The following is a 26,363-nucleotide window of genomic DNA, read 5'->3' on the forward strand; positions in this document are numbered from 1 at the left end:
TACGGCACTGGTCGAGTGCTCCCGTTTCACCGAGGAGGATTGCGAGCGAGTGGAACGGCAAGGCGCCGAAGGGCTCGCCCAGTTACCGCGCCGGATTCCCTGAATGACAGGAAAGTCCGCGACGTGCGGGTGAAGGGGAGGGACAGGGCGCCGTGAGCCTGGCCGCAGAAGACACGAACCGCCGCATGCTCCGGGCGCGGGACGCGATGGACCGCGACTACGCGCGACCGCTGGACGTCCCGGCGCTGGCGCGGATCGCTCATGTGTCGCAGGCGCACTTCACGCGCACCTTCCGGGCCACGTTCGGTGAGACGCCGCACCGCTATCTGCAACGCCGCCGTATGGAGCGGGCGATGTTCCTGCTGCGGGAGACCGACCGCAGCGTGACGGACATCTGCTTCGAGGTCGGCTTCACCAGCCCCGGCACCTTCAGCCGTACGTTCCGCGACATCGTCGGCCGGTCGCCCCGGACGTACCGCAAGGAGGCGACGGCCGTGGGTGTGCCCACGTGCTTCACGATGGCGTGGACCCGCCCGCGTACCTGACCCGCTCAGTCGGCCGGCGGCCGTGGGTCCGCCCTTCAGCCGACTGAGCAGTTTCGGATAAGTTCTCGCCGCGACCGGTCGATAGCGTGAGTCCCATGTTCAACGCCATCACGCAGTCACAGATATACGTCCTCGACCAGGACCGGGCCCTCGACTTCTACGTCGGCAAGCTGGGCCTGGAAGTCACCGCAGACGTCCAGTTGGGGCTCATGCGCTGGCTGACCGTCAGCCTTCCCGGCCACCCCGAACGGCAGATCCTTCTGGAGAAGCCCGGCGCTCCGGCGATGTCGGAGGAGACGGCGGAGCAGGTGCGCGAGCTGGTGACGAAGGGGGCGGTGGGCGGCTGGCTCATCTTCACCACCAGCGACTGCCGCAAGACCTACGAGACCCTGTTGGAGCGCGGAGTGGAGTTCACCGAGGAACCGACCGAGCGCCCGTACGGGATCGACTGCGGCCTGCGCGACCCCTTCGGCAACCGCATCCGCTTCACCCAGCCGAAGACCTGAGCCCCCGGCCGGCCTCGTACGGCGCGTCGTGCGCTGACGGGGCCGCGCCTCCGCTCGGGGCCGCGCCTCCGCTCGGGGCCGCGCCTCCGTATCGCTGTTGACGGGGGTCGGACACCACGGTTCGGCTGGAGACGTGCTGCCGGGCGGGACGGTGCCGTGGGCCGACCTCCGGTTGGCGCCCACCGGCAGGCTGACGAGCTGAAGGGCGGCGATCAGCGCGCCGGTTCAGCGTGCCCGACCAGTCCGGGCGACGCGGCGCGCGCGAGGCCGCGTGCTCTCCGGGTACTCGCGTGTCCGTGCCTGCGACTGGGCCCGGGGCTGTGACGGCTCCTTCGTGTACAGCCTGTAGAACACCGCCGCCGCCGTGCACGCCGCCACGAACAGCGCGAGTCCCGAGGACGAGAAGACGCTGTGCCCGGAGAGGCACATGAGGAAGCCGATCGGCGCTGCCACCACCGCGCCCCAGGCCACGGCGCGTATCTCGCGCGGCAGGGAGCGCTGTACGAGGAGGAGGCCGACGAGCAGCGCGAGCAGCGCCGCTCCGGAGACCAGCGCCAGGGCGAGCTGGCCGTACGTGGCGGGGCCGCCGTCGCGTGCGATGGCCGCCGCGTAGGCGCCGTAGATGATGCCGAGGACGAGCGGCACCCCCAGCGCGAGCGGCGACAGCCGGTGGCGCGTGCCGTGCGCGACGCCCTGCGCGACGGTCGGTGTGGCGCCCTGGGCGGCGCCTCGCCCGGCTCCGCGCGCGGAGGCGAGGTGCCCGGTGTCGTACCGCGAGGCGCCCTGCGGGCCGGTCCTGCGCCCGGGGACGGTGGTCCTGTCGGTGGTCCGGTGGGAAGCGTGGAGCCTTGAGGCGCGGTGGCGCGGCGGCATCCGGACGGGTGTGGCCATGGTGGGGAACTCCTTCCCTACGCCCCCCACTGCCCCCCGATTGCCCCTCCTTTTTTCCGCTTCGGTCTTTCTCTTACCTCTTCGGTCTTCTCTCCAGAGCACACCCGGTGGTCACGCACGTCAACCCCAACGCCCGCCGCGCTCACCGGGTCGGCGGCGCCCCGCTCGCGTCGGCTGTGCGCGCGCCATCCCCTTGAGGAGTGCGGACCTCTCGGATCTCTCGGATCTCTCGCTTCTCCTCCTCCACTCCTCCGTCCTCCTCGTCCTCGTCGTGCTCCTCGTCCCCCTCTTCTCTCTCCTCCTCGCACCCCACCGTGATGTCCCGGTTCCTCGCGGCCCTCTCCACGTCCCTGATCGTCCTGCTGGCCGTCCTCACCCCCGTCAGCGCGGTCGCGGCCTGGTCCGATCTGGAGATCGGCGACACCGGCCGCTTCGTCTCCACCGTGGCGCCGCTCGACTCCGACATCCACGTCCAGCGGGCGGTCGCTGACCGGATCACCGATGAGGTCATGGCCGAGGTCAAGGTGGGACCGCTCCAGCAGGGCGTCCGCAACCTCCTGCACGACGCCGTGCTGTCCTTCGCCACCACCGACGCCTTCCGGAACGCCTGGCGTACGGCGGTCCGCGCCGCCCACGCCGCCGTGGAAAAGGTCCTGAGCAGCGGCGGCGATACGGTGACGATCGATCTGGCGCCCATCACCGAGCAGGTGAAGAAGCAACTGATGGCCGACAACGTGCCCTTCTCCGACCGGATCCCCGTACGGCACGAGGACACCACCGTCCTGGAGGCCAACGGGCTCGGGGTCTGGCGCGATGTCGCGCAGGGGCTCCGCGCCGCCGGGATCTGGCCGGCCGTCGGCACCGTGGTGGCGGCGGTCGCGGCCGTGCTGCTCGCCGGGCGCGGCGGCCGGGCGCGGGCGCTGATCGGCGTCGGCGCGGCGTGCGCGATCGGCGCGGGGCTGCTGGTCATCGCGGTCGCCGTGGCGCGCGGCTCGATCCCCGCCGACCTGCCCAACAACGGCGACCGGTCCGCCGCCCGCGCGATCTTCGACGCGCTGACCGAGTCGCTCCGGCTGACGGCCTGGTCCGTCCTGGCCGCCGGGCTCGTTCTGGCCGTCGGTACGTGGCTCACCGGGCGGCTCAGGGGCGCGTGGCACGCCCGCTTCCGGCCGACCGGCACCTGATGCTCCGACAACCGCGCGCTCAGGGGCCGGGCGAATTCGCAGGTGGGAGGGGGACACGCCGGACTTTACTGAATCTTTATGCCGATACCACCCGACCGAATGTCCCTTTTGTTCCATGTGGAGCACCATGGTGGGTATGAGCCAGAACACAGCACACAGGCCCCCCACCACCACAGGCACGGGCGTGGGCACAGGCACAACTGGCACAGGAAGGGGCATGAGTACGTCCGGTACCGGCACCGGTTACGGCGCGGGAACCGGCGCGCATGCCGAGCGAAAGGCCGCCTGGGCTGTTGGCGGCAGCATCCTTGCCGGTGTCCTGCTGCTGGTCACAGGGGCGACCAACATCCTCCAGAGCATCACAGCCATCAGAAGGGATTCCTTCCTCAACGGCGTCTCCGGATACGCCTACCGGTTCAACCTCACCTCGTGGGGCTGGATCCACTTCGCGATCGGCGTTCTGCTCGTCGTCACGGGTATCGCGCTTCTCGCGACGCGCCACAAGTGGGCCAGGTACCTCGGTATAACGTTCGCGGCGCTGAACCTGGTCGCGCAGTTCATGTACCTGCCGTACCAGCCGGTCTGGGCGGTCGTGGGCATGGCCCTGTCGGCCTATCTGATCTGGGCGCTGGCCACGGAGCGGGGCGGACTTGGATCCGGTGCCAGAACCTGACGCCGACCACGGTCCACACCACTCCCACCCAACTCCCCCCACACTGAACCCCCCACACCAACCCGACCATCCGATCCCACACACACGTACGCGCATACGGGAACAACGGCCGACGTCGTTGTCCCCGTATGCGCGTATCTGTGTCTCCCGCCACCTCCCGCCACCTCCCGCCACTACCCCCGCCCGTGCCGGTGCAACTGTCGTTCGCCACGCCGCGTCTGACCGAAGGACGATGAGAGGCAAGGACGATGAGAGGCCACGTCGTGGCCGACGAGGCCCGTCGAGCGAGAGGCACATCCCCTTGAACGCCCAGGACCACCAGCCCCCCGCCGGACAGCCCCCTGCCGCACAGCCCCCCGCCGCACACTCACTCACCACGCGAGCCCCCACCACGAGCCCCCTCCACGTGCGGCTCCTGACCGGCGTCACGGGCCTGTTCCTCGCCGGGGCCACCTTCCTCGTCGGCTGCCGGCTGCTGGGCGTCGACGGCATCACGCCCGTACCGCAGTTGCTCGCCTTCCTGCCCTGGCTGCTGGTCCCGGTGGCGCTGGCCGCGCTGTTCACGGCTCTGCTGCGCTGGCGTACGGGGGCGGTCTGGGCGCTGGTGCTGCTCGCCGTGACGGGGTGGACGTCACGTACGTACGACGCGTACGACACGGACGACGGCGCATCCGACACGTACGCGACATCGAGCACCAGTGGCACCAGCGGCACCACCGGCACCACCCGGATCCGGGTCCTGACCTCCAACGTCGAGTTCGGGCAGGGAACGCTCGGCCTCATCGACACCATCCGCCGCGAGAAGCCCGACCTGGTGTTCGTCCAGGAGTGCGAGTTCGTCTGCGCGCGGCTCCTCGCCGACCGCATCCCGAGCGCGGACTATCCGTTCCGCAACGTCGTCAAGGCCGGCCGGGCCGAGGGCTCCGCGATCCTCTCCGTCTTCCCGCTCACCGAGGCCGAAGGCGTGGAAGGCACCCTCGCCATGCCGGGTTCCGCCGCCCGCGTCGGCGACCGTACGGTCCACCTCCAGCTCGCCCACCCGCTGCCGCCCATCCCCGGCATGGTGGACGACTGGCGCGCCGAGCTGGGCGGCATCCGTACGTACGCCGCCGCGCACCAGGGCGGTGACCCGGTCATCGTGGCGGGCGACTTCAACGCCACCCGGGACCACGCCCTCTTCCGCGCGCTGCTGAAGGACGGCGGGCTGCGGGACAGCGCGCTGCTGGCGGGGGCCGGCCACACGCCGTCCTGGCCGTCGCAGCTGCCCAGGCCGCTGGGCGCGCAGATCGACCATGTGCTGGTGAGCGACGACTTCTCCGTACGGGACGCCCGCTTCATCGACCTCGCGGACACGGACCACCGCTCGCTGCTCGTCGGGCTGGAACTGCGCGGTACCGAAACGCGAGGTACCGAAATGCGGGTGCCGTAGTACGGCGCGAGGATCGAACCATGGACGCCACGAACCCGACGCCGGGTGCGGGAAACCCCGGAACGGGAAAACCCAGTACGGGAGCGCCCCGTACAGGTGACTCCGACGACACGATCCTCCGCACCATCAACGAACTGGTCGCCGAGGAGCGCGCCCTGCGCTCCCGCGCCACCCAGCACCTCGGCCTCGCCGACGACGAGCAGCAGCGGCTGCGCTCCGTCGAGGTCCGGCTCGACCAGTGCTGGGACCTGCTGCGCCAGCGCCGCGCGAAGTCCGAGTTCGGTGAGAACCCGGACGAGGCGGCGGTACGGCCCGCAGGCGAGGTCGAGGGGTACCAGGGCTGAGGACGCAACGGCTCGCCCCGCCCGCCTGGCTCCTCGCGGCCGTGCGCCCCCAGCCGGCGCCCGTCCCCTGGGCCGCCGTCGCCCGCGCCTCGGTCGCCATGGCCACGCCCCTGGCGGTCGGCCTCGTCACGGACCGGACGGCCTACGGCGCTCTCGTGTCGATGGGCGCGCTCTTCGCCCTCCTCGGCGACACCGCCGACGCCTACCGGATGCGGATCTTCAACATCGCGCTTCCGCAGCTCTTCGGCGCCGTCGGCGTCACGGTCGGCACGCTGGTCCTCGGCCGGGGCTGGCTCGCCGTCGGTGTGCTGACGCTGATCGCGCTCCTCTCCGGGATGATCTCCTCGATCGGCGCTGTGGCCTCGGTCGCCGGGCTGCTGCTCCTGATCAACACGGTGGTGGGCGCGGGCCTGCCGATGCCGGAACCGTGGTGGATGGCCCCGCTGCTGCTGTCGCTGGGCGGGCTGTTCGTGCTCGGCCTGTCCCTGCTGGCCTGGCCCCTGCGCGGCCGGGGCCCCGAACGGGCCGCCGTGGCCGGGACGTACCGCGCGGTCGCCGACCTGCTGGAGGCCGCGGGCGGTACAGGTGGGGGCGGTACGGGCGGGGGCGGTACGGGCGGGGGCGATACGGGTGCGGGCGAAATGGCTGCGGGCGATACGTACGACACGAAGCGGCAGGCGGTCACCGAGTCGCTCAATCAGGCGTACGACCTCGTGCTCGCCCGTCGCGCGCGCGAGCACGGCCGGTCCGCCGCGCTCGTACGGCTGCTCGCCCAGCTCAACGTGATCATCCCGCTGGTCGAGGCCACCCCCGCCGTCCATCTGACGGGCGGGGGCCGGCCGCTGCCCGCCGCGATCCCGGCGGCGGTACGGGAGCTGGCCGACGCGGTCGCCACCGGCCGCACCGGCGGCCCGCCCCTGGAGCTGCCCGCGCCCACCACCGCCTCCGAACGCGCCGTCGATGCCGCGCTGCGGTACGCGGCGGCGGTGGTCCACCGGGCCGAAGACGCGGAAAGAGCCGAAGACGCGGAAGCAGGCGACAGGGAAGGGGACCGCGGGGTAGGGGATCGCGAGGTAGGCGACCGCGCGAATCGGGGCCCCGGGGCAGGAGACCGCGCGAAAGGGGGCCGCGCCGAAGCGAACGATTCCGCTTCCGCCACCCCCAGCGACTCCGAGGACGACCGGCTCGGCCGCCCCGCCGCCCTGCGCGTCCGGGCCCGCCGCGCCACGCGCGCGGTGCTGCTGTCCGGGGCGTCCTGGCGCTACGGGCTGCGCCTCGCGCTCTGCATCGGCCTCGCCCAGGCGCTGGTCTCGCTCATCGCGGTGCCGCGCTCGTACTGGGTGACGCTCACCGTCACCTTCATCCTCAAACCGGACTTCGGCTCGGTCTTCTCGCGCGCGGTGCTGCGCGCGCTGGGCACGGTGGCCGGGCTCGTCGTCGCGGCGGCCGTCCTGTCGGCGACACCGCGCGGCTGGTGGGACGTGGTGGTGATGCTGGTGCTCGCGGGGATCGTCCCGGCGGTGTCCGCGAAGGGGTACGCGTTCCAGACGGCGGCCCTCACCCCGGTGATCCTGCTGCTCTCCGACATCCTCGGCCACCAGGGCTTCGACCTTGTCCTGCCGCGCTTCGTGGACAGCATGATCGGCTGCGGCATCGCCCTGATCGCCGGCTATCTGCTCTGGCCCGAGAGCTGGCACACCCGGGTCGGGACCCGGCTCGCGGACGCCGTCGAGGACACGGCGCGCTACGTACGGTCGGCGTTCGCGCCCGGCGCGGACCAGACGGAACGGGTACGTCAGCGCCGCCGCATCTACCGCGACCTCTCCGCCGTACGCACCGAGTTCCAGCGCGCCCTGACCGAACCCCCGCCCACCGGCACCCGCGCCATGGCCTGGTGGCCGCTCGTCGTCGCGCTGGAACGCATCGTGGACGCGACGACGGCCGCCCGCGTCCGCGTCAACCACGGCGCCGCACCGCCCGCCCCGGCCGAGACCGCCGGCATCGAACGCGACCTGCGCGAGCTGGCGGACGGCATGCGGGCGAACGAGACCCCGACCGCAGTACGGGCCGACGCCCCCGACACGGGCGACGGTGATGGCGACGGCGAGGGCTACGGCTACGGCGACGGCGATGGCGACGAGAGGGGACTGCTCGCGCCGCTGCGCCACGAGGTACGAGCGGCGCGCGCGATCGTGTCCCCGGGCCGCCTGGCCGGTCTCAACGACCGGACTGTGGCGCCCGTTCGAGCGCGTCGGGCGGCTCGGGCCGCTCGGGAAGATGAGCCTGACACCCGAGAGCGGCCCGGTCAGCAGGACCAGCAGGACCGGGGAGCCCGGCAGGACCGGCAGGACCGGCAGGACCGATCGGACAGACCTGACCGGCCTGGCCCGCCACCTTGAGCATGACCCAGACCCGTTTGCCGGGCCCGCGACGCGGCACCACACCCCAGTCGTCGGCCAGCGCCGCGACCAGCGCGAGCCCCCGCCCGCACTCGTCGTCCAGATCCGGGGTGCGCGGACGCGGCAGATAATCGCCCGCGTCCTCGACCTCCAGTCTGAACAGCCCGTCGCTGTGGTGGAGCGTGACGGCGACCTCCCGGCCGGGCGGACTCCCGTGGCGCAGCGCGTTGGTGACGAGCTCCGACAGGAGGAGTGCGGCGGTGTCGCCCGGCTCCCCGGGGAAGCCGAAGTCCCGATGGAGAATCTCCCTGGCCCGCCCGACGCTCCTGGGATGGCTGGGCAGCCGGAAGGTCACACAGTGGTCGTGCCGGCGGCTCTGGTCGTACTGGTCGTACTGGTCGCGCTGTTCACCGTCGTGGTTCATAGGGACAGACCTTCCCTGTGACACGACTTTTACTTTCCGTGTGCGAAAGGTGACTCTGAGCATTCGCGCGCGACAGTCGATCACCCTGATAACACCCCAGGAACCGGGGGGTGTTGTGAGTCGGCCGTGCGCGAGAAAACCTGGCGGGCGTCAGCGGGTGAGCAGGTCGCGGAGCGCCCCGGCGACCTCGGCGGGTGCTTCCTCCGCCATGAAGTGGCCGAAGGTGACGCCGGTGTGCCGCAGGTCGGGGGCCCAGGCGCTCCACAGGGCCTTGGCGTCGAAGCCGAGCGCCGAGCCCCAGTCCTGCTGGAGCACGGTGACGGGCATACGGAGCCGGTGGCCGGCCGCGCGGTCCGCGCGGTCGTGTTCGACGTCGATGCCCGCCGAGGCGCGGTAGTCGGCGACGATCGAGGGCACCGCGTCGCGGCAGGCGGTCAGGTAGGCGGCGCGGACGTCGGCGGGGATCGCGTCCGGGTCGTTGGTCCAGATGTCGAGGAAGTGGCCGAAGAAGGCGTCGGAGCTGGCGGCGATCATCTGCTCGGGCAGGCCAGGGGGCTGGGCCATCAGATAGAGGTGGAAGCCGACGGCCGCCGTGGTCCCGTGCATCACGTCCCACATGTCCAGGGTCGGCAGCACATCGAGCGAGGCCAGGTGGGTGATCACCTCGGGGTGGTCGAGCGCGGTACGGATCGCGACGAGCGCGCCCCGGTCGTGCCCGGCCAGTGCGAAGCGCTCGTGCCCCAGCTCCCGGGCCAGGGCGACGATGTCGGCTCCCATGGTGCGCTTGGAGTAGGTGGCGCTGTCCGCCTCGGCGGGTTTGTCGCTGGCCCCGTACCCGCGCAGGTCCGGGCAGATGACCGTGTGGTCGGCGGCGAGGTCGGCGGCGACGTGCCGCCACATCAGATGGGTCTGCGGGAAGCCGTGCAGCAGCACGATCGGGCTGCCCACGCCTCCGACGGCCGCGTTGAGCGACACGCCGTCCGCGACGGGTACGCGCCGGTAGGTGAAGTCCGCGATGACGGGAGCCATGGTGCTGTCCTCTTTCTCGGGGTTTTCTCCGGGGCCGGTCGGTCGGCGTCCGCCTCCCTGCCTGCTTGCCCGGTGTTTCCCAGCCTGCCGCGCGCGGATGAGCATCCGATCAGCACCGCGCTATACCGTGGCCGAGGGGCGACGCCTCGGGAGCCTCAGGAGTCTCGGGAGCCTCGGGAAAGGACGGTCTCCGGTGCGGGTCGTGTTCGGCGTGCTGGGGCCGGTGACGGCCTGGGACGGGGACGGGAACGGGAACGGGAACGGGGACGGGAACGCGATCGCCCTGAAGGGGCCCCGGCACCGCGCGGTGCTGGCCCGGCTGATCGTCGCCCGCCGCCGTGTCGTCCCGGTGGCCCGGCTGGTCGAGGACCTGTGGGCGGCGGGCGACGCGCCCCCGGGCGCGGTGGGAGCGGTACGTACGTTCGTGGGCGCGCTGCGCCGCGCGCTGGAACCGGAGCGCCCGCCCCGGGCCACGGCGCGGCTGCTGATCACCGAGGGGCCGGGGTACGCGCTGCGCGCCGAGCCGGAGGCGGTCGACGCCTGGCGCTTCGAGCGGGCGGTCGCCGACGCCGCGACACTGCCTCCCCGCGACGTGCTCGCGCGGCTCGACGAGGCCCTGGGATGGTGGCGCGGTCCCGCGTACGCCGAGTTCGCCGACGAGACCTGGGCGCGCGCGGAGCGCTCCCGGCTGGCGGAACTGCGGCTGTACGCGGTCGAGCGGCAGGCCGAGGCCCGGCTCGCCCTGGGCAGGGCCGCGCGGGCGGTGCCCGACCTGGACGCGCACGTGGCCGAGCACCCCTGGCGCGAGGACGCCTGGCGGCTGCTCGCGCTCGCGCTGTACCGCACGGGCCGCCAGGGCGACGCGCTCGCGGTGCTGCGCCGGGCGCGCGCGCTCCTGGCCGGGCAGCTCGGGATCGAGCCGGGCCCGGCGCTGCGCCGCCTGGAGTCGGACATCCTGCACCAGGCACCTCACCTGGACCAGAGGCATCAGACACCCCAGAAACCTCAGACACCTCAGACACTCCAGACACCTCAGGGCGGCGATGACGGTCACGAGGTACGGGCCGACGCCGCCGGACGGGTCTGGGCGCAGGCGGCCGCCGCCTACGACCGCACCGTGGCATCCGGCGCACGGGCCCGGCTGGAGTCGACGGTGGGGCTGCTGCGCGACCTCGCTGTGACCGGCGGCGGCGGTCTGGAGGCGGCCCGCCGGCACCGCCTCGCGGCCATCGAGGCGGCGGAGGAGCTGGGTGACGCGGAGCTGACCGCCCGCGTGATCGGCGCGTACGACGTCCCGGCGATCTGGACCCGCTCCGACGATCCCGAGCAGTCGCGACGCGTCGTCGCGGCGGCCGAACGCGCCCTGACCGCCCTCCCGCCGGGCGGGCACGACGCGGCGCGGGCCCGGCTGCTGGCCACCGTCGCCCTGGAATCACGCGGGACGAACACGGCGCGCGGGCTCCGGGCCGCCCGGCAGGCGGAGGAGACCGCCCGCCGGCTGGACGATCCCACGCTCCTGGCGTTCGCCCTCAGCGGCCTGTTCATGCAGAGCTGTCACCGTGCGGGTCTGGCCCCGCGCCGGGACGGGATCGGCGCCGAACTGATCACGCTGTCCGCCCGGCACGGCCTCGTCAACTTCGAGGTCCTCGGACATCTCATCCGCCTTCAGGCGCGCGGCGCGCTCGGGGACTTCACCGGAGCCGACGCACACGCGACCGCCGCCGAACGCCTGGCCGAGCGGAACGAGCGGCCGCTGGTGGGCGTATTCACGCAGTGGTACCGGGCGCTGCGCCTCGCCGCGACGACGACGCGGGAGCCGGAGCCGGAGCCGGAGCCGGAGCCGGAGCCCGGGAGAGGACCCGAGCCCGGGGCAGACCCCGACCCCGACCCCGACCCCGACCCCGAGGCCGCCTACCGGGCCGCCGCCGCGCGTCTCGACGGCGCCGGGATGCCCGGTCTGGAACGCGGCCTGCTGCCCCTCGCGTTGCTGTCCCTGCGCCTGCGGCAGGCGCCCCCCGGCGGCCCCGGCCGAATCCCCCCGTCCCTGGCCGACGAGCGGCACAACACCGACCGGGGACCCTACGGGCTCTACGAGTCCTATGAGCCCTACGAGCCCTGGGTCCGCCCCCTGTTGCTGCTGGCGCGCGACCGTCGCGACGAGGCCGCCGACGCGCTGCGCCAGGTCCCCGAACCACCTCACGACCTGCTGTTCGAGGCCCTGTGGTGCCTCACCGCCCGCGCGGCCCTCGCCCTCGGCGACCGCGAGACGATGGAACGCGCCCACCGCGCGCTCGCCCCCGCCGCGGCGGAACTGGCCGGCGCGGGCAGCGGGCTGCTCACCCTCGGACCGGTCGCCCCCTACCTCGACGCACTCACCGCCGCGCTGCGCCGCCCCCGGTGAGAGCGCTTTGTCATGCCTCCGCCCACCGCTCAGCCCTTGAACACACAGGTATGTGTGCGGTGGCATATGCATAACCATACGGCCCCTGACCGGCCACCATTCCTTCCGCCTGCTGCCGATGGATCCCTGACACGGGCGTGAGCGGAGCGGCGATTATCGAAGGGCGCGTTACGGTCGCCTCCCACTAGCCTCGTCGCCATGCCACCAGCCGTGAACCCCGCCAAGAAGCGCCCGCGCACCTACGACCCCGCCAAGATCCGCGCCGCCGTGTCGGCCCAGTTCGGGCACGTGCGGGAGGCGGTGCGGGCGCTGACGCCCGAGCAGCTGGCGCTGCCGACCGGGCTCGGGACGTGGACCGTACGGGAGCTGGCCGCGCATCTGAGCGTGGCGGTCGAGTCGGTGAACCTCTGCCTGGAGCAGCCGGTGCGGTCCGAGGCGGCCGTCGTCGCCGAGGCCGGGCCCGTGATCGTGCTGTCCGAGTGGCCGTATCTGACCGCCCGGTACGCCGGCTCGATCGCCGACAACGTCACGGCGCTCGCCGCGACCGCACCGCCCGGCGAACTGCTCGGGCGGGCCGCCGAACGGTTCGAGGCGCTGCTGCCGGCGGCCGACGACGGGCGGGTGCTCGTGACCCGCGTGGGCGCGATGCGGCTCGCGGACTACCTGGTGACCCGGACCGTCGAGCTGATCGTGCACACCGACGACCTGAACCGGGCGGCCGGGCTGAGCATCCCGTACGACCGCCAGGCGCTCGCCGCCTGCACGCGGCTGCTGGCCGACGCGCTCGCCGTCAAGGCGCCCGGCGCGTCGACCGAGGTACGGGTACCGCCGTACGCGGTGGTGCAGTGCGTGCCGGGTCCCCGGCACACGCGCGGTACGCCGCCCAACGTCGTGGAGACCGATCCGCTGACCTGGATCAGGCTCGCCACCGGCCGTACGGCCTGGGCCGAGGCGCTCGACACGGCGCGGGTGAGCGCGAGCGGGGAGCGCGCGGACCTCTCCGGCCTGCTCCCGCTCATGGGGTGACGGGCCGGTAGCCGGTACGGCGGAGGCGGAACCGTAACGCCGCCGCCTCCGTCACAGCGGCATGACGAAGCAGCAGCAGACCACCACGGCCCCCGGGACCGTCACCGCGGCTACCGCGGTCACGGCGCTCGCCCTGCTCCTCCTGTCCGCCTGCGGCACGGAGTCGGGCGCGGGGGCGGGCTCGGGCGGGGATTCCCGGTCCGTGTCCGGGGCCGACACCACTTCGCTCACCGAGACGTTGCGCAACACCAAGGGCACCAACGGCGTCAAGGGCACCGTCTGGGACATCGACAGCGTGACGGTCGACGGCAAGAAGACCACGCCCGTGGACGGCGCCCGTATGCGGGTCGATCCCGACGGAACGGTTCGCTCGTCCCCGGACTGCAACCTCCGCACCGCCGGCGAGGTCACCGTGAAGGGCGACACCCTCGATGTGGGCGACGATCAGGGGATGTCCACCCTCAAACTCTGCCGGGACGAGGAGCGACCCTTCGCCGACGCCTTCGACAAGGTGTTCAGCGGAAAGCTCACGGCCCGGGTCGAGACCGTCCCCGCCCAGTCCGATGCCAAGGACGCCAAGGACGCCAAGACGGACGCCAAGAGGGAAGCCAAGGACACCAGGACCGACACCAAGCGCCTCACCCTCACCGCCCCCGGCGGCGACGCGATCGTCCTCACCCTGAACCCGCCCGCGCCCCTCACCGAGACGTCCTGGACGGTGAGCGGTGTCATCGACTCCGTCCTCGAACCCGGCGACACCGAGGGCTCCCTGCCGCAGGGGACCGAGGGCAAGGCGTCCCTCACGTTCAGTAAGGGCGCGGACGGCGGGAGCGGCACCGTGGAGGGCAACGACGGCTGCAACACCTTCCGTGGCTCCGCGAAGATCTCCGAGGCCACGAACAAGATCACCTTCGGTCCGATGCGTACCACCAGGAAAGCCTGCGCCAAGCCCCAAATGGCACTGGAAGAGCGGTTCGCGAAGGTGCTCAAGGGCGAGGTCGGCTATGAGCTGAGCCACAACCGTCTGACTCTGCTGGCCGAGAACGGCCCAGGCGTGGAGGCCCACGCCACCGCCCGGAAGTGATCCGGCGAGGAGCCGGCAGGGGTGATCCGGCCCACTGATCCGTATCCCCAATTCGGACCAGTGGTCGATCTCGCCTACACTCGGTGGCGTGCCTCGTGGTGATGGACGACTCAACCACGACCTGCTCCCCGGAGAGAAGGGCCCCCAGGACGCTTGCGGCGTCTTCGGAGTCTGGGCCCCGGGCGAAGAGGTCGCCAAGCTCACCTATTTCGGACTGTATGCCCTTCAGCACCGCGGACAGGAGTCCGCGGGCATCGCAGTGAGCAACGGGTCCAAGATCCTTGTGTTCAAGGACATGGGCCTCGTCTCACAGGTCTTCGACGAAACATCCCTCAGCTCTCTGCTGGGTCATATCGCGGTGGGTCACGCCCGCTACTCCACCACCGGTGCCTCGGTGTGGGAGAACGCGCAGCCGACCTTCAGGGCCACGGCCCACGGCTCCATCGCGCTCGGTCACAACGGCAATCTGGTCAATACCGCGCAGCTCGCGGAGATGGTCGCCGACCTGCCCAAGGAGAACGGCCGGACGACCCGCGTCGCCGCCACCAATGACACCGATCTGGTGACGGCCCTGCTGGCCAGCCAGACGGACGACGACGGCAAGCCCCTCACGGTCGAGGAAGCCGCCGCCAAGATCCTGCCCGATGTGAAGGGCGCCTTCTCGTTCGTCTTCATGGACGAGCACACGCTGTACGCGGCCCGTGACCCGCAGGGCATCCGCCCGCTGGTCCTCGGCCGGCTGGAGCGCGGCTGGGTGGTCGCCTCCGAAGGTGCCGCCCTCGACATCTGCGGCGCCTCGTACGTCCGGGAGATCGAGCCGGGCGAGCTGATCGCCATCGACGAGAACGGACTGCGCACCCAGCGATTCGCGGAAGCGAAGCCCAAGGGCTGTGTGTTCGAGTACGTCTACCTGGCGCGTCCCGACACGGACATCGCCGGGCGGAACGTCTATCTGTCCCGGGTCGAGATGGGGCGGAAACTCGCCAAAGAAGCGCCGGTCGACGCCGATCTGGTCATAGCGACTCCGGAGTCGGGCACGCCCGCCGCGATCGGCTACGCGGAGGCCAGTGGCATTCCGTACGGTTCGGGCCTCGTCAAGAATGCCTATGTCGGCCGGACCTTCATCCAGCCGTCCCAGACCATCCGCCAGCTGGGCATTCGCCTCAAGCTGAACCCGCTGAAGGAAGTCATCCGGGGCAAGCGCCTGGTGGTCGTGGACGACTCGATCGTCCGCGGCAACACCCAGCGGGCCCTGGTCAAGATGCTCCGCGAGGCGGGCGCCGCCGAGGTCCACATCCGGATCTCGTCGCCGCCGGTGAAGTGGCCCTGCTTCTTCGGCATCGACTTCGCCACGCGCGCGGAGCTGATCGCCAACGGCATGTCGGTCGAGGAGATCGGCATCTCCATGGGCGCCGACTCGCTCTCCTACATCTCCATCGACGGGATGATCGAGGCGACCACGATCGCCAAGCCCAATCTCTGCCGCGCCTGCTTCGACGGGGAGTACCCGATGGAGCTGCCCGATCCCGAGCTGCTCGGCAAGCGGCTGCTGGAGACCGAGCTGGCGGCGGGACCGGCCAACACGGCGGCCACCGACGCGCTGCGGCGCCCCTGACCCGGTCATCGCCCGGTCCGGTCCGCCCACGTCATCACCGTGGGCGGACCGACGGACCGGCCACGACGGCCGACGATCACCGACCCCGACGATCACCGACCTCGATGATCAATTCTCGATGACCCATATGACGACAGGAAAGTATCCAGCCATGTCCGAAACGACTACTGGTGCCAGCTATGCCGCCGCGGGCGTCGACATCGAAGCCGGTGACCGCGCGGTCGAGCTGATGAAGGAGTGGGTGAAGAAGACGCGGCGCCCCGAGGTCCTCGGCGGCCTCGGCGGCTTCGCCGGCCTCTTCGACGCCTCAGCCCTCAAGCGCTACGAGCGCCCGCTGCTCGCCTCCGCCACCGACGGTGTCGGCACGAAGGTCGACCTCGCCCGCAAGATGGGCGTGTACGACACGATCGGCCACGACCTCGTCGGCATGGTCGTCGACGACCTCGTCGTCTGCGGCGCCGAGCCTCTCTTCATGACCGACTACATCTGCGTCGGCAAGGTCCACCCCGAGCGCGTCGCCGCCATCGTCAAGGGCATCGCCGAGGGCTGCGTACTGGCCGGCTGCGCCCTGGTCGGCGGCGAGACCGCCGAGCACCCCGGGCTGCTGGGCGAGGACGACTTCGACGTCGCCGGCGCCGGTACGGGCGTGGTCGAGGCGGACCGGCTGCTCGGCGCGGATCGTATCCGTACGGGTGACGCGGTGATCGCGATGGCGTCCTCCGGGCTTCACTCCAACGGGTACTCGCTGGTCCGGCACGTGGTCTTCGACCGGGCCGGCTGGGCGCTGGACCGGGAGGTCGCGGAGTTCGGCCGCACCCTCGGCGAGGAGCTGCTGGAGCCCACCAAGATCTACTCCCTGGACTGCCTGGCGCTCACCAGGACCACCGATGTGCACGCGTTCAGCCACATCACCGGCGGCGGCCTCGCCGCCAACCTGGCGCGGGTGATCCCGGACGGGCTGCACGCGACGGTGGACCGCTCGACCTGGACGCCCGGCGCGGTGTTCGACGTCGTCGGCAAGGCCGGACAGGTGGAGCGGCTGGAGCTGGAGAAGACGCTGAACATGGGCGTCGGCATGATGGCCGTCGTCCCGGCGGACTCGGTCGACTCCGCGCTCACCACACTCGCCGACCGGGGCGTGGACGCCTGGATCGCCGGGGAGATCACCGAGCGCGGCGACCACACCACGGGCGCGGCGCTGACCGGCGACTACGCGAGCAACGGCTGAGCGCGGCCCGGACGGTCCACGAGCTGCCGATGCCGGTACGGACCAGGGCCCGGTTCAGGCCAGGGCCGGTAGCAGGCCAGGCAGGTACAGGTCAGGGGAGGCGCGGGGGAAGCGACCCGCGCTCCCGCGGCCTCCTCCGGCCGGCTTCCCCGGACAGCACAGAACCCGGTCCAGGACTACTGCCCCGGACCGGGCGAATGAGCTGATGCTCGGGGGATACGGACGTCAAGCGCCGCGGCGCCGCGCCGAGGGTCCGGACTGGTCGTCCTCGTCCTCGTCGTCGTTGTATCGATCCGCGTACTGTGCGTACGGGTCATCTTCCTCTTCGTCATCCTCGAACGGCTCTGCGTTCGGTGGCTGACTCGAAGGCGATGCGCCCAGCTCGTTGGCCAGACGCGACAGGTCGGTGCCGCCGCTGTTGTACTTCAGCTGGCGGGCGACCTTCGTCTGCTTGGCCTTGGCCCGGCCGCGCCCCATGGCTCGACCCCCTCGGTGACGGGGCTCGACGGCCCCAGAGTCTTGACACGCGTTCATGAATCAGAACGAGCTCTCCGCGGAGAGACCCGTCCGTAGGGCTTCAACGGTACCTGCTCTCGCGGCCATACGGTACGCCGCCCGCATGACGCGCCCCGGCGCAGGACCAGTGAGACGCCCCGTCCTCCCTGGTCAGCTGCGATTTTAACCTCTTCTGAGGAGCCGACCCGCCGACCGGGGTGAGTCTGGTCTCCCTTGCGCCCTCCGGCCGCCCAGGGCTCTCCCGCGGGTGCCCGGGAAGCCGTCCCGGGGCGCCTTCCGGCCGCTCTCCCGGGGGCTCTCCCGCGTCCCTTTCGCGTCTTTCCGCGGTCTTCGGGCAGTCGTCCGGCCGCCCGCCGGAAGTCTCCGCCGGGCGGCCCCGAGGTCAGCCCCGACGAGCCTGGGCCATCCGGTGCTCGGCGATCCTGTCGGCCGCGGCGGCCGGCGGAATCCCGTCGATCTTCGCACGTGCGAAGATTTGCAGAGTGGTGTCGAAGATCTTCGCGGCCTTCGCGCGGCACCGCTCGAAGTCGAAGCCGTGCAGCTCGTCGGCGACCTGGATCACCCCGCCCGCGTTCACCACGTAGTCCGGCGCGTAGAGGATCCGGCGGTCCGCGAGATCCTTCTCCACGCCCGGGTGGGCCAGCTGGTTGTTGGCCGCTCCGCAGACGATCGACGCGGTGAGCACGGGCACGCTGTCGTCGTTCAGCGCGCCGCCGAGCGCGCACGGGGCGTAGATGTCCAGCCCCTCCGTACGGATCAGCGCCTCGGTGTCGGCGGCGACGGCGACCTCGGGGCGCCGGTCGGTGATCCGGGTAACCGATTCTTCCCGTACGTCCGTGATCACGACCTCGGCGCCGTCCTTGAGCAGATGCTCCACCAGGTGGTGCCCGACCTTGCCGACGCCCGCGATCCCGACCCGGCGGCCGCGCAGCGAGGGGTCCCCCCACTGGTGCTGGGCGCTGGCCCGCATCCCCTGGAAGACGCCGAAGGCGGTCAGCACGGACGAGTCGCCCGCGCCGCCGTTCTCGGGGGAGCGCCCGGTGGTCCAGCGGCACTCGCGCGCCACGATGTCCATGTCCGCGACATAGGTGCCGACGTCGCACGCGGTGACGTACCGGCCGCCGAGCGAGGCCACGAACCGGCCGTACGCCAGCAGCAGCTCCTCCGTCTTGATCTGCTCGGGATCCCCGATGATCACGGCCTTGCCGCCGCCGTGGTCCAGTCCGGCCAGGGCGTTCTTGTACGACATGCCCCGGGAGAGGTTCAGCGCGTCGGCGACGGCCTCCTCCTCGGAGGCGTACGGGTAGAAGCGGGTGCCGCCGAGGCCGGGGCCCAGGGCGGTCGAGTGGAGCGCGATCACGGCCTTGAGGCCGCTGGCGCGGTCCTGGCAGAGCACGACTTGCTCGTGGCCGCCCTGCTCCGAGCGGAACAGGGTGTGCAGTACGTCAGCGGGTGCGCCGGAAACATCGGTCACGGTGGTGACTCCCAAGTACGGAGCGGCGGTGGGAAAGTCCCTCCGGTGTGTGGGGGAGGGACCGGTGGGGCATGCACGAGGTTAAGTCCTCCGCACGCGTGGATCGGCCGCAGTGCCCAGGATCACCCCCTGGAGGGTGACGGGCGTGGGACGATGCGCTCCATGCCGGCGGTGTCTTTGGTTCCTGTGCCCTACGCGTCCTACCTGCGGGTGTACGAGCCGCTGGCGGCCTTTCCCGAACCCGAGAGGGGCCATTGGCGGCGTTACGCCACCCGGGACCGCACGCCGGGAGCGCAGGACGAACTGCGCCGCTCCCTGGCCGACTTGCTGCCGACGCCGCCGGTGGCCGTTCCGGTGCACGAGAGCGGGGACGCGTTCGTCACCGAGGTGGACGGTGTGGTGTGCGTCTGTCCGTGGCGCACCCGGCTGCGCGGCTGGCTGGCGCTGGAGGAGCTGACGCGGACGCTGCCGCCGCAGTTGCTGGACGCGGTCCTGCCCGAGGTGGTGCGCGGCCAGGCCGAGGCGGACTACGCGCGCTGGCGCGACCGCAATCCGGACGCGCGGCCCTGGATCAGGACGGCGGTGTGGCAGGTGCCGGTGCGCTGGTTCACGCTCTTCTCCGACGAGGAGCGCGACTACGAGCCGGGTGAACCGGCGGAGTCGGGCGGGCCTGGCGAGGCGGGTGGCCCGCGGACCCCCTCCCTGCGCTACCGGACCCCGATGGTGGAGGCCAGACGCCGGCTGGCCCGCTCGCTGAAGACCCTGCGGGACGCGGTGGACGACGGGCCGATGACCGAGGGGCTGGTCGACGTGGGGCGGTGGCTGGAGGAATTCCACCCGCGTTCACTGGTCGAACTGGACTACGGGGGGCTCGTCCACGTCCTGTCCGGCGCCCAGCTCGCCGAGGACCGGTCGGCGGCCGATCTGACCGCGGCGATCGCCGCGCTGCGCGCGGGCGACGGGGAGCTGGCGGGTCAGGCGTACGGACGGCTCAGCGAGCGCTGGCGCGCGGTCAGGGACCGTCAGTTCGCGAACTGAGCGTGCTCGCGCCGTCACGCGATCGGGTGGCTGCCCGACTCAAGTCCGACGTCCTTGAAACGGGCGTGAAACGGGCATGGGGAAGCCTTGAACCAGACTTGAACCGGGCTCTGGGGCGGAAGTCCCGATCCGGGCCTTTGCCTCAAGCGTGACGGACCGCACTAACGGGGCTCTTGCGCCCATCACCCCCCCTCGTGCCAAAATAGGACAAGGAGTCCGGGGAGGGCTCCATCCGTCCAAGTGTGGGCGGATTACTCAGCATTGCACTCTATACGGGGGGTCTGGTGACTCCTGATCGCTCTGTGACTGATCGTATCTGCGACGTAACTGTCCGCTATGGCATGGTCCATCGGCTTCCGCCGCTGATGAACACCTCAGAGGGCAATTCCATCGGTTTGGCCGACGTGGCTGGACGGATGGTGTAGTTGTAGTGCCGAGGACAAGCCGTTCGTCCTATAACCGACTCGGCCCGCGTCCGCCATTTCGGGCAACGCGGGTCAAGGTGCAGAATTTAGAGGAAAGAACCGAGAAGGTTCGGTTCTCCCGAGGAGGCCGCTCATGACCGCTCGCACCCCTGATGCCGAGCCGCTGCTGACCCCGGCTGAGGTTGCCACGATGTTCCGTGTGGACCCGAAGACGGTCACGCGCTGGGCAAAGGCCGGCAAGCTCACGTCCATCCGCACGCTCGGTGGGCATCGCCGGTATCGCGAGGCAGAGGTTCGCGCACTGCTTGCGGGTATTCCGCAGCAGCGCAGCGAAGCCTGACCTCTCAGCAAGGCTCAGCAACGCTCAACAGGGCTCAACCTGAGCCCCATGGGGTCCACCAGGACCCCTGGGGGTCAACGATCCAGGGTGATGGCCGGGTTCCCCCAACTCGGTCGATCCCTGCACATAGCTCCATACGACGGGCACCTGCCCCAACAGGTCCCATGCCCTCGCAACACGGGTAAGTCGTCGATCGCGCTGGACTCCGCCGAGTCCAGCGCGATCTTTTTTGCGCGGTGTGAGGAGCCTGTCGCGTCCCTGTTGAGAGGCTGTGTGGGGGGTGCGGAGAGTCGGCCGGGGAGAGCCGGAAGCGCAGTGCAATTGCACATATTAAATTGGTACGTTGTATGGAGGGTGTAAGTCTGGTCCTTCTTAAAACTCTTCGAGTGACACCCGTCACACCGCTCGGGTCTTGTCAACGAGGCGCGCGGACCCCGGCGGATCACGTTCGTCCGGCCTGACTCGGAGCCAAACGTCAGGCGGCCGGGGGGCTTTGGCCGTCCGGTAAGCCGGCCGGCTCCACGCCGAGCGCCTCCACCGCGACGTACGCGAAGAGTTCACCCGTACCCGGAGCGCCGGCGAAGAGGTCGTCGCCCGGGACGGACTCCATGGCGAGCCGCTGGAGCCGATGACAGATCGGGCAGTGGCCCGTGCGATGCGGGTGCCCGGAGGCGGCCGCCAGATGGGCGCGCAGCAGCGCGCGGGTCTCGTGCCTCAGTGGCTTCGTCGTCGTCGATGCGGTCACGCACACCACCCCCGGTGCGGCCCCCTGCGGAAACGGACGAGGGGCTCTCCTGCTTAGGTACTCCCGGGGCGGTGACGCAGTCAAGATGCCGAGGTCCCGGCGCCCGCGATTTGGACCCGGCATTACCGCCGCGTGACCACGGCGTCGACGCTCCTTGCCGTAGGCGAGGAAGTACCGCCGCACGCCACCGGGCGGGCGGGCGCAACGAAAGAACCCGCATCCGGAGGGGATGCGGGCTCTTGTCTTGCGGTCCTGACGGGATTTGAACCCGCGGCCTCCACCTTGACAGGGTGGCGAGCACTCCAAACTGCTCCACAGGACCAGGTTTCGCGGCCCTTGTTTCCGTGGGCTGCGAAGACAGACTGTACAGCAGCTCGGAGGGTGCGGTCGAACCGAAGGCGGCGACCCGCGCCGGCCTACGGCGCCGCCGCGTCGATCGCCTTCACGATGCGCTTGTCCGACACCGGCTGGGCCGTCCCCAGCGCGTGCGCGAAGTAGCTCACCCGCAGCTCCTCGATCATCCAGCGGATGTCCAGGACCTCGCGCGGCACCGGCCGCCCCCGGGGCAGCTGCTCCAGCAGCCACGCGTACTCGTCCTGCATCTCGTGGACCTTCTCCATCCGCGTCGTGTCGCGCTGGACGGCCGTCGGCATCTGCTGCAACCGCCGGTCCACGGCCACGAGATAGCGCATCAGGTCCGGCAGCCGGCGCAGCCCCGTACGCGTGACGAAGCCGGCCGGTACGAGGGCCGCCAGCTGGTCCCTGACGTCCTGGACGTTGTTCACCAGCACCAGACTGCCGGTGGCCTTCAGACGGCGCTCACAGGCCTGCCAGGCGGCCAGGATCTGCTGGACCTGGCCGACGGTCCGCACCGTCGCTTCGACGAGATCGGCGCGCACCTTCTCGTACAGCTTCCGGTACGACTCCTCGTCCCACGCGGGACCGCCGTGGTCCGCGATCAGCTTGTCGGCCGCGGCCGTGGCGCAGTCCTCGAACAGCGCCTGGACCGAGCCGTGCGGATTGCGGGAGAGCGCCAGCTTGTGCTGGTTGGTGAGCTTGTCCGAGGCGAACTTCGCCGGATTCACCGGGATGTTCAGCAGGATCAGCCGCCGCGTCCCCGCCCACATCGCCTGCTGCTGCTCGGCCTCCGTGTCGAAGAGGCGCACGGCCACGCTCGCGCCCTGGTCGACCAGGGCCGGGTACGCCTTGACGGGCTGGCCGGCCCGCCGCGTCTCGAAGACCCGTACCAGCTCCCCGATCGTCCAGTCCGTCAGCCCCGTGCGCTCGATCGTCTCGCCGCCCGACCGCTCGGCGGTGGCCGCGGCGGCCTGGGAGAGCGCCTTGCGGGCCTTGGGGCGCAGCTGGAGCCTGAGCGCCTCCAGGTCCTTGTCCTCGGCGACCTTGCGGCGCCGCTCGTCGACGATCCGGAACGTGATCTTCAAGTGGTCCGGGATCCGGGAGAGATCGAAGTCGTCCGCCGTGACGGGCACCCCCACCATCCGCTGGAGTTCGCGCGCCAGCGTCACCGGCAGCGGCTCCTGGAGGGGCACCGCGCGGTCCAGGAAGGCGGCGGCGTAGTTCGGCGCGGGCACGTAGTGCCGGCGCACCGGCTTGGGCAGGGAGCGGATCAGCTCCACGACCACCTGCTCGCGCAGCCCGGGGATCTGCCAGTCGAAGCCCTCCGAGGTGACCTGGTTGAGCACCTGGAGCGGTACGTGGACGGTCACGCCGTCCGCGTCCGTACCCGGCTCGAACTGGTACGTCACCCGGAACTTCAGCGGCCCCTGGCGCCAGGAGTCCGGATAGTCGTCCTTGGTGACCGACCCGGCCTTCTCGTTGATGAGCATCGACCGCTCGAAGTCGAGCAGCTCCGGCTCGTCCCGCCGTCTCGCCTTCCACCACGCGTCGAAGTGCGCCCCGGACACCACGTCCTCGGGCACCCGCCGGTCGTAGAAGTCGAACAGCGTCTCGTCGTCCACGAGGATGTCGCGGCGCCGCGCGCGGTGCTCCAGCTCCTCTACCTCGCCCAGAAGTTTGCGATTGTCATGGAAGAACTGATGGGGCGTCCGCCAGTCGCCCTCCACGAGCGCGTGCCGGATGAACAGCTCCCGGGACGCCTCCGCGTCGATCCGCCCGAAGTTGACCTTGCGCTGGGCGACGATCGGCACGCCGTACAGCGTCACCTTCTCGTACGCCATCACGGCCGCCATGTCCTTCTCCCAGTGCGGCTCGCTGTACGTGCGCTTCAGGAGATGACCGGCCAGCGGCTCGATCCACTCGGGCTCGACCTTCGCGTTGACGCGCGCCCAGAGCCGGGAGGTCTCCACCAGCTCGGCCGACATGATGAAACGCGGCGGCTTCTTGAAGAGGGCCGAGCCGGGGAAGACCGCGAACTTCGCGCTCCTGGCCCCCAGATACTCGTTCTTCGCGCCCTCCTTCACGTCCTTCATGCCGATGTGCGACAACAGCCCGGCGAGCAGCGAGACATGGACGGCCTGATCCGCCGCGTCCTCCTCGTTGAGGTGGATGCCCATCTGCTTGGCGACCGTGCGCAGCTGGGAGTAGATGTCCTGCCACTCCCTGATCCGCAGGAAGTTCAGATACTCCGACTTGCACATGCGGCGGAACGCGGAGGACGACAGCGTCTTCTGCTGCTCCCGTACGTAACGCCACATGTTGAGGAAGGCCAGGAAGTCGGACGTCTCGTCCTTGAACCGGGCGTGCTGCTGGTCGGCCTGGGTCTGCTTCTCGGCGGGGCGCTCGCGCGGGTCCTGGATGGAGAGCGCGGCGGCGATCACCATCACCTCCCGTACACAGCCGTTGCGGTCCGCCTCGACGACCATGCGGGCCAGCCGCGGGTCCACGGGGAGCTGGGAGAGCTTGCGGCCGAGCGGGGTGAGCTTCTTCTTCGGGTCCTTCTGCACCGCGTCGAACGCGCCCAGCTCCTGGAGCAGCTGCACGCCGTCGCGGATGTTGCGGTGGTCCGGCGGGTCGATGAAGGGGAACTTCTCGATCTCGCCGAGCCCGGCCGCGGTCATCTGGAGGATGACCGAGGCGAGGTTCGTACGGAGGATCTCCGCGTCGGTGAACTCCGGCCGGGAGGTGAAGTCGTCCTCCGAGTACAGCCGGATGCAGATGCCGTCGGAGGTACGGCCGCAGCGGCCCTTGCGCTGGTTGGCGCTGGCCTGCGAGATGCGCTCGATCGGCAGCCGCTGGACCTTGGTGCGGTGGCTGTAGCGGGAGATCCTGGCGGTGCCCGGGTCGATCACGTACTTGATGCCGGGGACCGTCAGCGAGGTCTCGGCGACGTTCGTCGCCAGCACGACCCGGCGGCCGGCGTGGCGCTGGAAGACGCGGTTCTGCTCGGCGTGCGAGAGGCGCGCGTAGAGGGGCAGGATCTCGGTGGAGCGCAGCTTGCGCTTCTCCAGGGCGTCCGCCGTGTCACGGATCTCCCGCTCGCCGGAGAGGAAGACGAGGACGTCGCCGGGGCCCTCCGACTGGAGTTCGTCCACGGCTTCGGCGATCGCGGTGATCTGGTCCCGGTCGCCCTCCTCGCCGTCCTCCTCCAGAAGAGGGCGGTAGCGGACGTCCACCGGATACGTACGGCCGGAGACCTCGACGATGGGCGCGTCCCCGAAGTGCCGGGAGAAGCGCTCCGGGTCGATGGTCGCCGAGGTGATGACGACCTTGAGGTCGGGGCGGCGGGGGAGCAGCTGGGCGAGATAGCCGAGCAGGAAGTCGATGTTGAGGCTGCGCTCGTGGGCCTCGTCGATGATGATCGTGTCGTACGCGAGCAGCTCGCGGTCCGTCTGGATCTCGGCGAGCAGGATGCCGTCGGTCATCAGCTTGACGAAGGTCGCGTCCTGGTTCACCTGGTCGGTGAAGCGGACCTTCCAGCCGACCGCCTCGCCCAGCGGGGTGTCCAGCTCGTCCGCGACGCGCTCGGCGACGGTACGGGCGGCGATCCTGCGGGGCTGGGTGTGCCCGATCATGCCGCGCACGCCACGGCCCAGCTCCAGGCAGATCTTGGGGATCTGGGTCGTCTTGCCGGACCCCGTCTCCCCGGCGACGATCACGACCTGGTGGTCGCGTATCGCCTCCAGGATCGTGTCCTTCTTCTGGCTGACGGGCAGCTGTTCCGGGTACGAGACCGACGGCACCCGCTCCCGCCGCCTGAGGATCCGCTCGGTGGCCTTCCCGGCCTCACCGGCGATCTCGTCCAGCACGGTCTGCCGCGCGTCGGGTTTGCGGATGCGCCGTGCGCCTTCGAGACGGCGGCCGAGTCGCCGCGCGTCGCGCAGCGAGACGTCGGCCAGCAGGGTCTGGAGGTCGGCGAAGGAAGTAGACATACCGAGCCCAGGATCTCACCCGGGGCTCGGGAGTGGCGAACCAGTTTCGGCGATCCGCCGGGCGGTGTGCTCCGGGGCGCTCGGGACAGGGTCGGGACGGGGCTCGGGGCAGGCTTCGGACGATGCTTCGGACAGCGCCGCGGGGCGGGTGCGACCGGCTTGCGGCGTGGCGGCGGGCGTATTGCCCGATCCTGGCGAGCAGCCCTTACGATGCGAGGCACGTCCCGACCGGCCCGCCGGTCACCGCCCGACCCGAGAGGCTTCGCGGATGAGCCACACCGGCAGCGCGCGCGGCCGCTTCGCCGGCGTCGGCGCGGTGTTGCTCGGGGTGCTGGCGGTGCTGCTGTTCTGCGTCCACTCACCCGCGCCCGCCGCGCTGGTGCCGGGGGCCGTGGCCGGTGCCGGTGCCGGTGCCGGTGAGGCCGTGGCCGTTTCCGTCGCCGTCGCCGACGGAGGGTACGAGCGGGGGACCCCCGGCTGCGGGCGCGGCGGCCAGGACGACCTGGGCAGCCGGCCGGTCGTACCGCCGCGCGGCGGCTCGGGGCCCGAACTGCTGCCCGCGCTGTACGACGCGCACGGCGCCGGCGGTCCCTGGAGCGCCGCCGACCAGGTGGTCGCCTCCGTCACGCCCGAGCGCGGTCGGCCGCCGCTGCCGGGCCCCTCACCGGTCGGGCTCTCCGTACTGCGCGTATAGGGGG

General features: G+C 71.2%; 22 protein-coding genes, 1 tRNA gene and 1 pseudogene. 15 read left to right on the top strand and 9 right to left on the bottom strand.

Annotated elements, in window-relative coordinates; translation table 11 throughout:
- Nucleotides 1-152 precede the first annotated feature (152 nt).
- Together OG627_RS18445 and OG627_RS18450 are read left to right on the top strand one after the other, a co-directional pair.
- Complete coding sequence (locus OG627_RS18445) at nt 153-545, top strand: AraC family transcriptional regulator (protein WP_329066485.1); 393 nt, start codon at nt 153-155, stop codon at nt 543-545.
- Between the two features lie 95 nt (nt 546-640).
- A complete protein-coding gene (locus tag OG627_RS18450; protein ID WP_329066487.1) occupies nt 641-1,051 on the top strand; it encodes a VOC family protein in 411 nt (136 codons plus the stop codon).
- A 225-nt stretch (nt 1,052-1,276) separates the two neighbouring features.
- Here the strand turns inward: OG627_RS18450 and OG627_RS18455 are convergent, their stop codons facing one another.
- The gene (locus tag OG627_RS18455; RefSeq protein WP_329066489.1) at nt 1,277-1,942 is read right to left on the bottom strand and encodes a hypothetical protein; all 666 of its coding nucleotides are present in this window, start codon (nt 1,940-1,942) and stop codon (nt 1,277-1,279) included.
- Nucleotides 1,943-2,084: 142 nt separating this feature from the next.
- The gene (locus OG627_RS18460; protein ID WP_329066491.1) at nt 2,085-2,288 is read right to left on the bottom strand and encodes a hypothetical protein; all 204 of its coding nucleotides are present in this window, start codon (nt 2,286-2,288) and stop codon (nt 2,085-2,087) included.
- Between OG627_RS18460 and OG627_RS18465 the strand changes: the two genes are divergently transcribed.
- The 5 genes from OG627_RS18465 to OG627_RS18485 all read left to right on the top strand — a co-directional run bounded on the left by OG627_RS18465 (nt 2,260) and on the right by OG627_RS18485 (nt 7,971).
- Nucleotides 2,260-3,126: a hypothetical protein gene (locus OG627_RS18465; protein ID WP_329066493.1), complete on the top strand. Its 867-nt coding sequence runs from the start codon at nt 2,260-2,262 to the stop codon at nt 3,124-3,126. The genes OG627_RS18460 and OG627_RS18465 overlap by 29 nt on opposite strands.
- Nucleotides 3,127-3,343: 217 nt before the next feature.
- The gene (locus tag OG627_RS18470; RefSeq protein WP_329066495.1) at nt 3,344-3,799 is read left to right on the top strand and encodes a DUF7144 family membrane protein; all 456 of its coding nucleotides are present in this window, start codon (nt 3,344-3,346) and stop codon (nt 3,797-3,799) included.
- Nucleotides 3,800-4,205: 406 nt separating this feature from the next.
- Nucleotides 4,206-5,228 carry an endonuclease/exonuclease/phosphatase family protein gene (locus OG627_RS18475; protein ID WP_329066497.1) on the top strand — a complete coding sequence of 341 codons (1,023 nt, stop codon included), beginning with the start codon at nt 4,206-4,208 and terminating at the stop codon, nt 5,226-5,228.
- Between the two features lie 113 nt (nt 5,229-5,341).
- Nucleotides 5,342-5,572 (top strand): DUF2630 family protein, encoded by a 231-nt coding sequence (locus OG627_RS18480; protein ID WP_443073637.1) that lies wholly within the window; start codon nt 5,342-5,344, stop codon nt 5,570-5,572.
- Nucleotides 5,573-5,613: 41 nt separating this feature from the next.
- Nucleotides 5,614-7,971 carry an FUSC family protein gene (locus OG627_RS18485; RefSeq protein WP_443073500.1) on the top strand — a complete coding sequence of 786 codons (2,358 nt, stop codon included), beginning with the start codon at nt 5,614-5,616 and terminating at the stop codon, nt 7,969-7,971.
- Nucleotides 7,972-7,987: 16 nt separating this feature from the next.
- Here the strand turns inward: OG627_RS18485 and OG627_RS18490 are convergent.
- Together OG627_RS18490 and OG627_RS18495 are read right to left on the bottom strand one after the other, a co-directional pair.
- Nucleotides 7,988-8,458, bottom strand: a pseudogene (locus OG627_RS18490) (ATP-binding protein); the annotation flags it as partial.
- An 87-nt stretch (nt 8,459-8,545) separates the two neighbouring features.
- Entirely contained in the window at nt 8,546-9,424 is an 879-nt protein-coding gene (locus OG627_RS18495) for an alpha/beta fold hydrolase (RefSeq protein WP_329066499.1), read from the bottom strand.
- A 193-nt stretch (nt 9,425-9,617) separates the two neighbouring features.
- Here OG627_RS18495 and OG627_RS18500 point away from each other — a divergent pair, with 193 nt between their 5' ends.
- The 5 genes from OG627_RS18500 (at nt 9,618) to purM (ending at nt 16,778) form a co-directional block, all read left to right on the top strand.
- Nucleotides 9,618-11,825, top strand: coding sequence for a BTAD domain-containing putative transcriptional regulator (locus tag OG627_RS18500; RefSeq protein ID WP_329066501.1), 2,208 nt, complete (start codon nt 9,618-9,620; stop codon nt 11,823-11,825).
- A gap of 210 nt (nt 11,826-12,035) precedes the next feature.
- On the top strand, nt 12,036-12,851 hold the full coding sequence (locus OG627_RS18505; protein WP_329072766.1) for a maleylpyruvate isomerase family mycothiol-dependent enzyme: 816 nt from the start codon (nt 12,036-12,038) through the stop codon (nt 12,849-12,851).
- A 61-nt stretch (nt 12,852-12,912) separates the two neighbouring features.
- Complete coding sequence (locus tag OG627_RS18510; RefSeq protein WP_329066503.1) at nt 12,913-13,935, top strand: META domain-containing protein; 1,023 nt, start codon at nt 12,913-12,915, stop codon at nt 13,933-13,935.
- Between the two features lie 88 nt (nt 13,936-14,023).
- The gene (gene purF / locus OG627_RS18515; protein WP_329066505.1) at nt 14,024-15,550 is read left to right on the top strand and encodes an amidophosphoribosyltransferase; all 1,527 of its coding nucleotides are present in this window, start codon (nt 14,024-14,026) and stop codon (nt 15,548-15,550) included.
- 151 nt (nt 15,551-15,701) lie between these two features.
- Nucleotides 15,702-16,778, top strand: a complete 1,077-nt coding sequence (purM, locus tag OG627_RS18520) for a phosphoribosylformylglycinamidine cyclo-ligase (protein WP_329066507.1) — start codon at nt 15,702-15,704, stop codon at nt 16,776-16,778.
- A gap of 225 nt (nt 16,779-17,003) precedes the next feature.
- On the opposite strand, the gene OG627_RS18525 is transcribed toward purM, so the two are convergent.
- Nucleotides 17,004-17,255, bottom strand: a complete 252-nt coding sequence (locus OG627_RS18525) for a DUF3073 domain-containing protein (RefSeq protein WP_329066508.1) — start codon at nt 17,253-17,255, stop codon at nt 17,004-17,006.
- Between the two features lie 421 nt (nt 17,256-17,676).
- A complete protein-coding gene (locus OG627_RS18530; RefSeq protein WP_329066509.1) occupies nt 17,677-18,768 on the bottom strand; it encodes a Leu/Phe/Val dehydrogenase in 1,092 nt (363 codons plus the stop codon).
- A 162-nt stretch (nt 18,769-18,930) separates the two neighbouring features.
- Here OG627_RS18530 and OG627_RS18535 point away from each other — a divergent pair, with 162 nt between their 5' ends.
- Both OG627_RS18535 and bldC read left to right on the top strand, forming a co-directional pair.
- Nucleotides 18,931-19,806, top strand: coding sequence for a hypothetical protein (locus OG627_RS18535; RefSeq protein WP_329066510.1), 876 nt, complete (start codon nt 18,931-18,933; stop codon nt 19,804-19,806).
- Nucleotides 19,807-20,364: 558 nt separating this feature from the next.
- Nucleotides 20,365-20,571 carry a developmental transcriptional regulator BldC gene (gene bldC, locus OG627_RS18540; protein WP_003949541.1) on the top strand — a complete coding sequence of 69 codons (207 nt, stop codon included), beginning with the start codon at nt 20,365-20,367 and terminating at the stop codon, nt 20,569-20,571.
- Nucleotides 20,572-21,046: 475 nt separating this feature from the next.
- Here bldC and OG627_RS18545 read toward each other — a convergent pair whose 3' ends face one another.
- From OG627_RS18545 to hrpA, 3 genes are all read right to left on the bottom strand, one after another.
- Entirely contained in the window at nt 21,047-21,316 is a 270-nt protein-coding gene (locus OG627_RS18545) for a DUF6274 family protein (RefSeq protein ID WP_329066512.1), read from the bottom strand.
- A gap of 247 nt (nt 21,317-21,563) precedes the next feature.
- Nucleotides 21,564-21,638: transfer RNA gene (locus OG627_RS18550), tRNA-Asp, on the bottom strand.
- 94 nt (nt 21,639-21,732) lie between these two features.
- Entirely contained in the window at nt 21,733-25,665 is a 3,933-nt protein-coding gene (gene hrpA, locus OG627_RS18555; RefSeq protein ID WP_329066514.1) for an ATP-dependent RNA helicase HrpA, read from the bottom strand.
- A gap of 268 nt (nt 25,666-25,933) precedes the next feature.
- Here hrpA and OG627_RS18560 point away from each other — a divergent pair, with 268 nt between their 5' ends.
- Entirely contained in the window at nt 25,934-26,359 is a 426-nt protein-coding gene (locus tag OG627_RS18560) for a hypothetical protein (protein WP_329066516.1), read from the top strand.
- The last annotated feature ends 4 nt before the right edge of the window (nt 26,360-26,363 follow it).

Source organism: Streptomyces sp. NBC_01429, assembly GCF_036231945.1.
Lineage (GTDB): Bacteria > Actinomycetota > Actinomycetes > Streptomycetales > Streptomycetaceae > Streptomyces.

Bases quoted from the DNA above. Each gene is read 5' to 3' on its own strand.
- OG627_RS18495 (WP_329066499.1), bottom strand. From the start codon at position 9,424: ATGGCTCCCGTCATCGCGGACTTCACCTACCGGCGCGTACCCGTCGCG.
- OG627_RS18455 (WP_329066489.1), bottom strand. From the start codon at position 1,942: ATGGCCACACCCGTCCGGATGCCGCCGCGCCACCGCGCCTCAAGGCTC.
- OG627_RS18560 (WP_329066516.1), top strand. From the start codon at position 25,934: ATGAGCCACACCGGCAGCGCGCGCGGCCGCTTCGCCGGCGTCGGCGCG.
- bldC (WP_003949541.1), top strand. From the start codon at position 20,365: ATGACCGCTCGCACCCCTGATGCCGAGCCGCTGCTGACCCCGGCTGAG.
- OG627_RS18525 (WP_329066508.1), bottom strand. From the start codon at position 17,255: ATGGGGCGCGGCCGGGCCAAGGCCAAGCAGACGAAGGTCGCCCGCCAG.
- OG627_RS18510 (WP_329066503.1), top strand. From the start codon at position 12,913: ATGACGAAGCAGCAGCAGACCACCACGGCCCCCGGGACCGTCACCGCG.
- hrpA (WP_329066514.1), bottom strand. From the start codon at position 25,665: ATGTCTACTTCCTTCGCCGACCTCCAGACCCTGCTGGCCGACGTCTCG.
- OG627_RS18470 (WP_329066495.1), top strand. From the start codon at position 3,344: ATGAGTACGTCCGGTACCGGCACCGGTTACGGCGCGGGAACCGGCGCG.
- OG627_RS18465 (WP_329066493.1), top strand. From the start codon at position 2,260: ATGTCCCGGTTCCTCGCGGCCCTCTCCACGTCCCTGATCGTCCTGCTG.
- OG627_RS18535 (WP_329066510.1), top strand. From the start codon at position 18,931: ATGCCGGCGGTGTCTTTGGTTCCTGTGCCCTACGCGTCCTACCTGCGG.
- OG627_RS18450 (WP_329066487.1), top strand. From the start codon at position 641: ATGTTCAACGCCATCACGCAGTCACAGATATACGTCCTCGACCAGGAC.
- purM (WP_329066507.1), top strand. From the start codon at position 15,702: ATGTCCGAAACGACTACTGGTGCCAGCTATGCCGCCGCGGGCGTCGAC.